General features: G+C 72.6%; 5 protein-coding genes. 3 read left to right on the plus strand and 2 right to left on the minus strand.

What is annotated here, in order from left to right:
* Positions 1–104 precede the first annotated feature (104 nt).
* Together OG410_RS27295 and OG410_RS27300 are read right to left on the minus strand one after the other, a co-directional pair.
* Positions 105–1,643 carry an alpha/beta hydrolase gene (locus OG410_RS27295; protein WP_329301554.1) on the minus strand — a complete coding sequence of 513 codons (1,539 nt, stop codon included), beginning with the start codon at positions 1,641–1,643 and terminating at the stop codon, positions 105–107.
* A 244-nt stretch (positions 1,644–1,887) separates the two neighbouring features.
* Entirely contained in the window at positions 1,888–4,767 is a 2,880-nt protein-coding gene (locus OG410_RS27300; protein ID WP_329301555.1) for a lysylphosphatidylglycerol synthase transmembrane domain-containing protein, read from the minus strand.
* A gap of 185 nt (positions 4,768–4,952) precedes the next feature.
* Here OG410_RS27300 and OG410_RS27305 point away from each other — a divergent pair, with 185 nt between their 5' ends.
* From OG410_RS27305 to OG410_RS27315, 3 genes are all read left to right on the plus strand, one after another.
* Positions 4,953–5,318, plus strand: a complete 366-nt coding sequence (locus OG410_RS27305; RefSeq protein ID WP_329301556.1) for an MGMT family protein — start codon at positions 4,953–4,955, stop codon at positions 5,316–5,318.
* Between the two features lie 255 nt (positions 5,319–5,573).
* Positions 5,574–9,023 carry an ATP-dependent helicase gene (locus OG410_RS27310; protein ID WP_329301557.1) on the plus strand — a complete coding sequence of 1,150 codons (3,450 nt, stop codon included), beginning with the start codon at positions 5,574–5,576 and terminating at the stop codon, positions 9,021–9,023.
* A gap of 132 nt (positions 9,024–9,155) precedes the next feature.
* Complete coding sequence (locus tag OG410_RS27315; RefSeq protein WP_329301558.1) at positions 9,156–12,818, plus strand: ATP-dependent DNA helicase; 3,663 nt, start codon at positions 9,156–9,158, stop codon at positions 12,816–12,818.
* The last annotated feature ends 1 nt before the right edge of the window (position 12,819 follow it).

Genomic DNA, 12,819 nt, shown 5'->3' on the forward strand with positions numbered 1-12,819 from the left:
TCGCCAGTGGTCCGCACGAGTTCGCGGATCACATGCAGGCCATAGTAGGCGCCGGCCGCCGACCACCGTCGAGGCCTGTGGATAACGCTCTGACCTGCTGCTTTCTAGGAACAGACGGTGCCGGTCGACGGCACGGTTCCCTCCAGCAGGTAGCCGTTCACCGCACCCTGCACGCACTTGTTCCTGCTGTCGTACGCCCCGTGCCCCTGGCCTTTGTACGTCAGCTCGACTCCGACGCCCTTGCCGAGCGCGTTCACCATCGCCCGGGCTCCCTCGTACGGCGTCGCGGGGTCGCCGGTGTTGCCGACCACGAGGATCGGCGCCGAGCCGGGGGCGCTGACATCCGGGTGCTCGGCGGCTCCCGGCACCGCCCAGTCGGTGCAACTGACCATGCCCCAGGCCAGATAGTCGCCGAACAGCGGTGAGGCGGCCCGGAAGCCGGGAACCTTCGACTTCACATAGTCCGCGGTGTAACGCGGCTTGTCGTCGGCGCAGTTGATGGAGATGTTCGCGGGGGTGATGTTGCTGTACTGGCCGTTCTCGCTGCGCCCGTTCATCGAGTCCGACAGCAGCATCAGCACCTTGCCGTCGCCGTCGTAGGCCTGTTGGAGTCCCTCCGTCAGGTACTCCCAGAAGTCCTTGGAGTACAGCGACTGCGCGATGCCGCTCGTCGCGGCGGTCTGGGTGAGCCGGCGGGGGAAGACACCGGGGATCGGGTTGCTGTCGAGGTCCTTCAGCAGTCGGGCGATGCGGTCCTTGACGTCCTGCGGGCTGTCGCCGATGGGACAGTCCTCGACCTTCGAGGTGCAGTCCTCGGCGAAGTTGTCCAGCGCGAGCTGGAAGCCCTTGGCCTGGCCGAGGGAGCTCTGTTCCGCGTTCTGGGTCGGGTCGACGACCCCGTCGAACACGGCTCGGCCCACGTTCTTGGGGAACAGATGGGCGTAGACGCCGCCCAGTTCGGTGCCGTACGAGATGCCGAAGTAGTGCAGCTTGTCGTCGCCGAGCACCTGCCGCATCAGATCCATGTCGCGAGCGGCGTCCGTCGTGCGCACATGGGGGAGGACCTTGCCGGAGTTGTTCTCGCAGGCCGCGTTGAACGTCCTGGTGTTCCGCAGGAGCGCCTGCTGCTCGGCGGCGTCGTCCGGCGTGGCGTCCTGCTGGAAGAACCTGTCGAGCTGCTGGTCGTTCTCGCACTTCACCCCCGCGCTGCGGCCGACTCCGCGCGGGTCGAAGCTCACCAGGTCGTACCGGGTGCGCAGGGCGTCGTAGTCCTGGCCGAAGGCGGGCAGCGTGGCGACGCCCGAGCCGCCGGGTCCGCCGAAGTTGAAGATGAGCGAGCCGATGCGCCTGCCGGGATCGCCGCTCGCCTTCGCCCGGATCAGCGCGATCCCGATCGTGTCGCCCTTGGGGTCGGACCAGTCGAGGGGCACCTTCAAGGTGGCGCACTGCCATTCCGCCCCACCCGGCAGAGGCGAGGGGGCGCTGCCGCCGCCCTGGGCCTCGGACGGCGCCGGGCACGCCTTCCAGTCCAGCTTCTGCGCCGTCAGATCCTTCTCCTTGGAGTCACCGCTGCAACCGGACACCCACGAGGCCAGCAGGACGGCGGTGACGAACACGGCGGCGCGCGGGGACGGGTTCGGCATGTTCCCCATCCTGCGGGCGGGCGGGGTGGGGCGCTCGGGGCGCGAGCCGTGTGGGTGAGGGCGCGACCGAGGGCCCGCGCCCATGGGCGCGGGCTGGGACGGGGCCGTCCGCCCGCCGCCGGTACGGACGGGGAGGGGCTGGCCGTCAACCCCTGTCACGGACAGGGCCGGGGGCCCGGTCCGCCGCTGGTACGGGCCGGTGCGGGCGCGTAGGGGCGGTCCTCGCGCGGGGTCTCGCGGGTCCCTAGAGCGCGCCCTTGCGTGTCAGGTGGTTGAAGAACAGCCATCCGGGCAGCACCGGGAGCCACAGTGTCAGCAGCCGGTACAGCAGCACCGCCGGCGCCGCGACCTCCTTGGGCAGGCCGACGGCGATCAGGCCGACGGTGAGGGTCGCCTCGACCGCGCCCACACCGCCCGGGGTCGGGGCTGCCGAGCCGAGTGCGTTGCCGGCGAGGAAGACGACGGCGACGCTGGCGAGGCTGAGCGAGGTCGTCTCCTCGTTGCCGAACGCCCGGATCGACGCGTCCAGGCACATCACGAAGCAGGCCGTCAGCAGCAGCATGCCGCCGATGCCGGTGACGAGCTTCTGCGGCCGCTGCAGCACGTCCAGCATGCGCGGCACGACGCCCGCGAACAGCGACCTCACGCGCGTGGAGACGAACTTGCGCAGCAGCGGCACCGACGTCACCACGAGGATGAACACCGCGACCGTCAGCAGGCCCGCGATGACCGTGCGGGACGGCGACAGGGACGGCGTCTTCTCCGTACCGGTCAGATAGCCGAAGGACAGCAACATCAGGATGTGGCAGCCGAGCCCGAACAGCTGCGACGCGCCGACACTGGCCACCGCGAGCCCCGGCCGTACCCCGGCACGCTGGAGGAAGCGCGTGTTGAGGGCGACGCCGCCGACCGCGGCGGGTGCCACGATCTTCACGAACGAGCCGGCGACCTGGGCCGCCGCCGTCCGCAGGAAGGGCACCCGCTCGGGTACGAAGCCGAGGAGGCTCATCGCCGCCGCGAAGTAGCTCAGGGCGGAGAACAGCGCGGCCGCCGCGACCCAGCCCCATTCGGCGTTGTCGAAGAGGGTCCCGAACTCGATGTGGGTGAGCTGGGTGAGCAGGAAGTACGCGCCGATCGCCCCGGCGATGAGACTGATCAGCGTGCGGGGCTTGACCCGTTCCAGCCGGGCCGGCTCCACGGGTGCCTGGGGTCTGATCAGCAGGACCTGGTGGCGGATCTGGGTGAGCAGATCCTCTTCGCGTGCCTCGTCCAGGGCCTCGTCGATGGCTCGCTTCTCGGCGCGCTGCTCCGCGCGTACGGCCTTCTTCCCGGCCTTCTCCGGCAGGGGCGGGGCCGCTTCCCCGCCTTCCTCGGCCGCTTCCGCGGCGCGGGCGAGTTTGGCCTGACGCGAGGCCTCCAGCACCGCCTCGCGTTCGCGCTGCGCGCGCTCCCGGGCGAGTCTGCGCAGCGTCGCGCGCGTGGAGCGCGTCAACGCGATCGGCTGGAGCATGGGCAGGCAGTTCGCGACGGCGTCAGGGCCGAGTACGCCCACCGCGGACGCCACCGCGCGCTCGGCGCCCACGCGCAGCCCGAGGGTGGTCACGAGCTGGGCGATGTCCATGCGCAGCACCAGATCGCCCGCCGCGATCTCGCCGCCGCGCAGATCCGTGAGGATCACCGTGCCGGAACGATCCACCAGAATCGCGTCGCCTGCGAGCCGGCGGTGCGCGATGCGCCGGGACTGGAGCGCCTGCACCTGGTGCCAGGTGTCGCGCAGCAGTTCGTCGGTGATCAGCTCGTCGGGCAGGGAGTCCAGGGTGTGCGCGCCGGTGTGCTCGTAGACGAGCATCACGGCGTCCGGGCCCAGCTCGGAGGTCGCGATCAGCTTGGGCGCGTTGGCGCCGGCCGCGATGGCCGCGTAGGCGAGGAGGGCTTCCTGCTCCAGGGCCTGGCGCAGTGACTGGAGGCTGCGGCGCGTGGTGATGCCGCGCAGCGTCAGCCGGCGCCAGACGCGGTAGAAGAAGCCCTGTGCCTGCTGCTCGCGGTCGACGACCGTGACGTCGAGCGGCGGGCCGTCCTCCAGGGTGACGAAGTAGCGCCGGCCGCGGTCTCCGCTCTCCGTGCTCTCCGGCATCTCCTCGCGGGCCGCGCTGACCGGGTGGAAGCCGACGTGCCGAAGGCCCGCCATCAGCGTCCGTCCGGTCGGACGCACGTTCGGCGAACCGACCGCGTACAGCGTCCCGTAGGCGACGGTCCAGCCGATCAGCACCGTCAGAATGATCGAGAACGGGGTCGTGTAGCCGGTGACCAGCATGGAGAAGGCGTCGAGGAGCAGCACGACCCACAGGACCCCGCGCCAGCGCGGTCTGCGGGACATGCCGACCGCCGTCATGTAGGCGATGACCGGTGCGAGATAGCCGTGCACCGGGTCGGTGAGGGCGTGGACGTCACCGGGCGAGGGCTGGGTGAGCGCCTCCTGGATGGAGCCGGGGGCGCCCTTGGCGACCCACAGGTCCGTGGCGAGTGTCACTCCGTGCGCGAGGACCGCGGCGAGGACGCCGTCGGCGATGCGCAGTCCGTCCCGTTTGATCAGCCGCTCGATGGCGAAGGCGACCGGTACCAGCAGGATCGCGATGCTGGACGCCAGTCCGGCGATCTTGATCAGCAGATCGGGTGCCTGCCCGGTGCCCTTGTTGATGTCCTGTTCGAGGCCCGAGGTGGTGCCGTGCGCGAACGCGGCGATGGCCAGCAGCACCACGATCGCGAGAACGCCGACCAGGAGCCGCATCAGGTCGGAGGGGCGGTGCACGCGCGCGGGAAGCAGCGGTTCGTCGCCCTCGACCTCGTCCGTGTGGACCTCGTCCGCGCAGAGGGTGCCGCGCTCGGCCTGCCGCTTCTCGTCCCCGGGGGTCAGGGACGGGTTCGCCCGGGTCTCAGGAGACGGGGTCTCCCGGGCCTCGGGAGAGGATTCCGCGGCCTCGCCGGAGTCCGTCCCGCCCGTCACGGAGGCGGACTCGTTCGTCTTGTCGTCCGAGTCCTTCTCGTCGACGCCGTCGGTGTCCGGGCGTGACGAGGCAGCGGAGGTGCCCTCCGCGTCTTCGGGGTGCACGCCCTGCTGCCTCATGGTCTCTTCTTGATCTCGTATCACCAGTCACCGCCCGCACGATGGTGGCATGCCCGACCGACACACGGGGGCATCAGGGTGCAAATGCGGGGCGCGCAATCTGCTACAAGCGTCACCCGGCGGGAAGGAATATGCACAGTCGCCGCGGGGTCGCGTTGTCGGTGGGGTGGGGCAGGATGGGGCGGATGAGCGAGGAGAGCCTTCCGGCGGACGCGCTGCCGGAGTACGCGGAGCGGGTCCTCGACGTCGCCGAGCAGATCCCGCCCGGCCGCGTCATGACGTACGGCGACATCGCCGAATGGCTGGAAGAGGGCGGGCCGCGCCAGGTGGGCCGGGTGCTGGCCCTGTACGGCGGAGCGGTTCCGTGGTGGCGCGTCATGCGTGCCGACGGTGTGCTGCTGCCCGGCCACGAACTGGACGCGCTGGCCCGCTACCGCGCCGAGGGGACGCCTCTGAAGGAGGCGAGCCGGGCCGCCGCGGGTCATCTGCCACGCGTCGACATGAGACGGGCCCGATGGGACGGCGGCGAACGCGCGGAAGGTCACACCTGACAGCTTCCGGCATTCACGGGGCCGAAGGGGACACTGAGGCCCGTACGAGGGAAACGAGGCACATCCGTGACATGCCGTACGTTCGTGCCCCATGGGACGCACGGGACGTGCGAGGCATGAGGGAAGAATCGGAAGCCCTCCTTCCGTGAACCGGACCGGCGTAGCGTCGTCGGCACGCGTCCCCCTCACCCCGCGGTCACCGCCCTGCACGCGGCCGTCCGCCCACCCGTACGACCACCAGGACCGGCGAACCACGTGAGCTCCACTTCCTCCACCAGGCGCCTGACGCACCCCTTCGTGCGCCAGGGGGCCCGCGGTGCGTACCGGCTGGTGCGTACCGCCCCGGCCCGGGTGGATCCCCCTCGTCTTGACGCAGGACAGCGCGCGGTGGTTGACCACGGGAGCGGGCCGCTGCTCGTCCTCGCGGGTCCCGGTACGGGCAAGACGACCACGCTCGTCGAATCCGTGGCCGCCCGGATCGAACGCGGCGGCGACCCGGAACGGATCCTGGTGCTCACGTTCAGCCGCAAGGCGGCCGTCGAGCTCCGCGACCGCATGGCGCTGCGCATAGGGGCCGCCCGTGCGCCCCGGGCCACCACGTTCCACTCCTTCTGCTACGCCCTGATCCGGGCCCACCAGGACAGCGACCTGTTCGTGGAGCCCCTGCGGCTGCTGTCCGGCCCCGAGCAGGACGTGGCCGTGCGTGAGCTGCTCGCGGGCCAGCCCGATCTGGAGCGGCTGGGTCTCGCCCATGTGCGCTGGCCGGACGAACTGCGCGCCTGCCTGACCACGCGCGGCTTCGCGGACGAGGTCCGCGCGGTTCTCGCCCGCAGCCGGGAGCTCGGGCTCGGCCCCGACGCCCTGGAGGCCTTCGCGCGGCGCATCGGCCGCCCGGACTGGGGCGCGGCGGCCGCCTTCCTCGCCGAGTACCTCGACGTCCTCGACATGCAAGGAGTCCTCGACTACGCGGAACTGGTCCACCGCGCGGTGCTCCTCGTCCGCCGCCCCGAGGTCGCCGAGCGGCTCGCGGCGCAGTACGACGCCGTCTACGTGGACGAGTACCAGGACACCGACCCCGCGCAGGTGCGGCTGCTGCGCGGCCTCGCCGGCGGCGGGCGCACCCTCGTCGCCTTCGGCGACCCCGACCAGTCGATCTACGCCTTCCGCGGTGCCGACGTGAACGGCATCCTGGAGTTCCCCGACGCCTTCCCGCGCGTGGACGGCCGCCCGGCCCCGGTCGAGGTTCTCGGCACGTCCCGCCGCTCGGGCGCCGATCTGCTGGAGGCCACCCGCCGGCTCACCCTGCGCATGCCGCTGACCCGGCTGCCGGCGCAGAAGGTGCGCGCCCACCGCGAGCTGTCCCCGGTACGGGACGGGGGGCACGTCGAGGTCTACACGTACCCGACGTCCGGGACGGAGCTCGACAACATCGCGGACATCCTGCGACGCGCCCACCTGGAGGACGGTGTTCCCTGGGGAGAGATGGCCGTCCTCGTGCGCGCCGGTTCCCGCACGATCCCCACGATCCGGCGGGCGCTCACCTCGGCCGGCGTGCCCCTCGACATCGACGGCGACGATCTGCCCCTGCGGCACGAACCCGCGATCGCGCCGCTGCTGACGGCCCTGCGGGCGGTGGCCCGTGCGGAGTCGGAGACCGGTACGGAAGGGCCGTCCGATGCGGAAGGGCCGTCCGATGCGGAAGGGCCGTCCGATACGGAAGAGTCGTCCGATGCGGTTGGGATGTCCGGCGCCGATGGGGTGTCCGATCCGGGCGGGATGTCCGGTGCCGCCGAAGATCCACGGGAGGGGACGGCCGGCGTCCGCGCCGCGTCCTGGCTCGACACCGAGACCGCGCTCACCCTCCTGGCCTCGCCTCTCGCGAGCATGGACGCCGCCGACCTGCGGCGCCTGGGGCGTGCCCTGCGGGAGGAGGAGCGGGCCGGCGGAAACCTCGTACCGCCGCCGTCCGACGTCCTGCTAGCCCGCGCGCTGGCCGAGCCGGAGCGGCTCGTCGCGCACGATCCCGCGTACGCCCGGGGTGCCCAGCGCCTCGGCGCGCTGCTGCGCAAGGCGCGTGAGCGTCTCGCGGGCGGCGGCACGGCCGAGGAGGCCCTGTGGGACCTGTGGGACGGCACACCCTGGCCGCAGCGCCTGGAGCGGGCCGCCCGGCGCGGCGGCGCGGCCGGCCGCAACGCCGACCGGGACCTCGACGCCGTGTGCGCGCTGTTCGCGACCGCCGGACGCGCGGAGGAGCGCACCGGAGGCCGTGGCGCCCTGAACTTCCTGGAGGAGATCGACGCCGAGGACATCGCGGCCGACACGCTCACCCGCAGGGCTTTCCGCCCCGAAGCCGTACGCCTGATGACCGCCCACCGCTCCAAGGGGCTGGAGTGGCGCCTCGTCGTCGTCGCGGGCGTCCAGGAGGGTCTGTGGCCGGATCTGCGCCGCCGCGGCTCCCTGCTGGAGGCCGACCGCATCGGGCGGGACGGACTCGCCGAACCCCTCACCCCCGGGGCACTCCTGTCCGAAGAGCGCCGGCTCTTCTACGTCGCCGCCACCCGCGCGCGTGAACGGCTCGTCGTGACGGCGGTGAAGGCACCGGCCGACGACGGCGACCAGCCCTCCCGTTTCCTCACCGAGCTCGGCGTCGAACCCAAGGACGTGACCGGCCGCCCGCGCCGCCCGCTGGCCGTCGCCCCGCTGGTCGCCGAGCTGCGCGCCACCACGGTCGACCCGCGTGTCTCGGAGAGCCTCAGGCAGGCCGCCGCCCGCCGCCTCGCGCGGCTCGCCGCGCTCGCCGACGAGGACGGCCGCCCGCTGGTCCCCTCCGCGCACCCCTACCGCTGGTGGGGCATGTACGAGCCGACGGAGAGCAAGATCCCGCTGCGCGACCGCGACCAGCCCGTCGTGCTCTCCGGCAGCGCCCTCGACCAGCTCGCCAACACCTGCGCCCTGCAGTGGTTCCTCGGGCGGGAGGTGAAGGCCGACGCGCCCGCGACAGCCGCCCAGGGCTTCGGCAACGTGGTGCACGTCCTCGCCGACGAGGTCGCGTCCGGGCGTACCCCCGCGGACCTCGACGTCCTTATGGAGCGCCTCGACTCCGTGTGGAACGCGCTCGCCTTCGACGCGCCCTGGAAGTCCGCGCAGGAGAAGGAGCACGCGCGCGTGGCGCTCGAACGCTTCCTGAAGTGGCACGTCATGGACCGCACCGGCCGTACGCCGGTGGCCAGTGAGCACGACTTCGACGTGACGCTCGAAGCGGGCTCCTACGAAGTGCGCATCCGCGGCTCCATGGACCGTGTCGAGGCCGACACCGAGGGCCGCGCCTACGTGGTCGACTTCAAGACCGGCAAGCAGGCGCCGAGCGCCGCCGAGGTGACCCACCACCCGCAGCTCGCCGTCTACCAGCTCGCCGTCGGTGAAGGCGCGGTCGACGACGTCTTCGACGGCGTACGTCCCGAAGCGGGCGGCGCCGAACTCGTCCAGCTCCGCCAGGGCGCTGCCAAGAAGAACGGCGGCGAGACCCTTCCCAAGGTGCAGGCGCAGGAGCCGCTGGAGGGCGAGTGGGTCGGCGACCTGCTGGCGAACGCCGCCGGCAAGGTCCTCGACGAGCGGTTCTCACCGACGACGGGTCAGCACTGTACGCACTGCTCCTTCCGGGCGTCCTGCAGTGCCCGGCCGGAGGGCCGCCAGGTGGTCGACTGAGCTGCTCCGGGGACATGACGTCAGCGAGTGACGCATAGCACCACATGTGCTGACCTGCTGTTCTTTCACCCCGGGCGCCGATCTGCGCCGATCTGGCCACCGCTGTCAGCGGACGCCGCTAGCCTCTGCGACATGCCCGCCCGTATCACCGACCCCGAACAGCTCAAAGAGCTCCTCGGCATCCCGTTCACCCCGGAACAGACGGAGTGCATCACAGCGGAGCCCGCCCCGCAGGTGATCGTGGCCGGAGCGGGTTCGGGCAAGACCACGGTGATGGCGGCCCGCGTGGTGTGGCTGGTCGGCACCGGGCAGGTGGCCCCCGAGCAGGTCCTCGGTCTGACGTTCACCAACAAGGCGGCGGGCGAACTCGCCGAACGGGTCCGCAAGGCGCTCGTCAAGGCGGGAGTCACCGACCCGGACGTCATCGACCCGGACAACCCGCCGGGCGAGCCGGTCATCTCCACGTACCACGCCTTCGCGGGCCGGCTGCTGACCGACCACGGCCTGCGCATCGGTCTCGAACCGACGTCCCGGCTCCTCGCCGACGCCACCCGCTACCAGCTCGCCGCGCGCGTGCTGCGCGAGGCACCGGGCCCGTACCCGGCACTGACCCGCTCCTTCCCCGACCTGGTCGGGGACCTCCTGACCCTCGACTCCGAGCTCTCCGAACACCTCGTGACGGCCGGGGACCTGCGTGCCCACGACGCCGAGCTGCTGCGCACCCTGGAGAGCGCGCGACTCACCAACGCGGATCTGCGCAAGGTCCCCGAGGCCGCCGCGGCCCGGCGCGAACTCGCCGAGCTGGTGGGCCGCTACCGCGCGGCGAAACGCGAGCGCGACCTCCTCGACTTCGGCGACCAGATCGCCCTCTCGGCCACCCTCGCCAGTACCCGTCCCGAGGTCGGGGAGATCCTGCGCGACGAGTTCCGGGTGGTCCTGCTGGACGAGTACCAGGACACGTCGGTGGCCCAGCGCATCCTGCTCGCCGGGCTGTTCGGTGGCGGCACAGGGCACCCCGTCACGGCGGTCGGTGACCCCTGCCAGGCGATCTACGGCTGGCGCGGCGCCTCCGTCGCCAACCTCGACGACTTCCCCGAGCACTTCGCGCGCCCCGACGGCCGCCCCGCCACCCGCCAGTCGCTCAGCGAGAACCGCCGCAGCGGCGGCCGCCTGCTCGACCTCGCCAACGGCCTCGCGGAGCCGCTGCGCGCCATGCACGCGGGCGTGGAGGCCCTGCGGCCCGCCCCCGGGGCCGAGCGGGACGGCCTGGTGCGCTGCGCGCTGCTGCGCACCCACGCCGAGGAGATCGGCTGGCTCGCCGACTCGATCGCCCATCTCGTCCGCACCGGAAAGGCACCCGCCGAGATCGCCGTCCTGTGCCGCACCGCCACCGACTTCGCCGAGATCCAGGGCGCGCTCGTCGCCCGTGACATCCCCGTCGAGGTGGTGGGCCTCTCCGGCCTGTTGCACCTGCCCGAGGTGGCCGACCTGGTGGCCGTCTGCGAAGTCCTCCAGGACCCGGGGGCGAACGCCTCCCTCGTCCGGCTGCTCACCGGTCCGCGCTGGCGGATCGGCCCGCGCGACCTCGCCCTCCTCGGGCGCCGCGCCCGGCTGCTCGTGTCCCACGCGCGCGGGGGGGCCGACGACGACGATCCGGACCGCAGGCTCGCAGCGGCCGTCGAGGGGGTCGACCCGGCCGAGGTGATATCGCTCGCCGACGCCCTCGACACGTTCCTGGAGACGCCCTTCGAGGCCGCGGGGGACGACGACGGGCTGCCCTTCTCGCCGGACGCGCGCGTGCGCTTCGCGCGGCTCGCCGCCGAACTGCGCGACCTGCGCCGCTCGCTGGCCGACCCGCTCATGGACGTCCTGCACCGGGTCCTCGCCGTCACCGGCCTCGAGGTCGAGCTCTCCGCGTCCCCGCACGCCCTGGCCGCCCGCCGCCGCGAGACCCTGTCCAACTTCCTGGACGTCGCCGCGTCCTTCGCCTCCGGCGACGGCGAGGCGAGCCTGCTGGCCTTCCTCGGGTTCCTGCGCACCGCCGCGCAGTACGAGAAGGGGCTGGACAACGCCCTGCCCGGCGGCGAGAACACGGTCAAGGTGCTCACCGCGCACAAGTCCAAGGGCCTGGAATGGGACGTGGTGGCCGTCCCCGGCCTCGTCGACGGCACCTTCCCCAGCGGCCAGGGCCGCGAGAAATGGACCGCCCAGGGCAAGGTCCTGCCGCACCGGCTGCGCGGTGACGCCGACACCCTGCCCGACGTCGACACCTGGGACGCCAAAAGCATCAAGGCCTTCCACGAGGCCATGAAGGCGCACCAGCACACCGAGGAACTGCGCCTCGGCTACGTGACGTTCACCCGCCCCCGTTCGCTCCTGCTCGGCTCCGGCCACTGGTGGGGGCCCTCCCAGAAGCGGACGCGCGGCCCCTCGGACTTCCTGCACGCCCTCCACGACCACTGCGTGGCCGGACACGGCGAGATCGAGGTCTGGGCGGACGAACCGGCCGAGGACGAGGAGAACCCGGCCCTGCGCGCGGCGGCCGCCGACCACGCCTGGCCGCTCCCGCTCGACGACGAGGCCCTCGCCCGCCGCCGCGCGGCGGCGGAGACCGTACTCGCCCACCTGGAGCGGGTCGCCTCCCACGACGAGGCCCACCCGGGCGCCGACGCGGGCAGGGGCAAGCGGCACCCGTACCCGGCCGCCCACGACCCCGGCTCGCACGACGATCCGGAATGGCCGCCCCCGCCCGAGGACGACACCCCGCCCTACGACGAGTACGACGACTACGAAGAGGACGGCCTCCCCGAGGACGAGTTCCCCGGAGGGAGCCTTCCCGGAGAGCACTCCCCGCGGGGCGGCGTCCCGGATAGCGCCCTTCCCGAAGGCACCCTTCCCGAAGACGACGACTCGGACTGGGACTCCTGGGCGACGGAGCGGCCGGGAGAGCGCCCGGCCGGCCGCGGGAGCGAACGTCCCACGGTGCCGCACCAGGCCCAGGGCCCCGCCACCCGCCGGCACCCCCGGGAGACCGGGAGTGAGCGCTTCACGCCCGAGGAGGCGCGCACCCTCGCGTCCTGGGACCGCGACCTGGACGCGCTCACCGGAGAGCTCATGCGCGCCCGCGCGAGCGTCACCCACGTCCCCCTGCCCGCCTCGCTCACCGCCTCCCAGCTGGTGCGTCTGGCCGCCGACCCGGACGGCTTCGCGCAGGAACTAGCCCGCCCCATGCCGCGCCCCCCGCAGCGCGCCGCACGCCGGGGCACGCGCTTCCACGCCTGGGTGGAGTCCCGCTTCGAAGAACTGCGGCTGCCGATGCTGGACCCCGAGGACCTGCCCGGCGGCGAGGCGGAGATCGCCGACGAGCACGACCTGGAGACCCTGAAGGACGCCTTCGAACGCAGTCCCTACGCGCACCGCACCCCGTACCGCGTCGAGGCGCCCTTCCAGCTCGCGATCGCCGGCCGGGTCGTCCGCGGCCGGATCGACGCCGTCTACAGGAACGGCGAAGGCGAGGAGACGACGTACGAGATCGTCGACTGGAAGACCGGCCACGGCCGCACGGCCGACCCGCTCCAGCTCGCGCTGTACCGCCTGGGCTGGGCCGAGCGGCAGGGAGTGCCCCTGGAATCCGTCACGGCCGCGTTCCTGTACGTCCGCGACGGCGAGGTCGTACGACCGGACGGCCTCCCGGACCGCGCGGCGCTGGAACGGCTGCTCACCGAGGACCCGACGGGTGTCCAGGACGAGGTTCCGGCAGAACCGCCGGACGAACACGCCTCCGTGGGCGGATAGG

Source organism: Streptomyces sp. NBC_00659, from assembly GCF_036226925.1.
Lineage (GTDB): Bacteria > Actinomycetota > Actinomycetes > Streptomycetales > Streptomycetaceae > Streptomyces.

Coding starts and splice junctions, on each gene's coding strand:
- OG410_RS27315 (WP_329301558.1), top strand. CDS start 9,156: ATGCCCGCCCGTATCACCGACCCCGAACAGCTCAAAGAGCTCCTCGGC.
- OG410_RS27300 (WP_329301555.1), bottom strand. CDS start 4,767: ATGAGGCAGCAGGGCGTGCACCCCGAAGACGCGGAGGGCACCTCCGCT.
- OG410_RS27295 (WP_329301554.1), bottom strand. CDS start 1,643: ATGCCGAACCCGTCCCCGCGCGCCGCCGTGTTCGTCACCGCCGTCCTG.
- OG410_RS27305 (WP_329301556.1), top strand. CDS start 4,953: ATGAGCGAGGAGAGCCTTCCGGCGGACGCGCTGCCGGAGTACGCGGAG.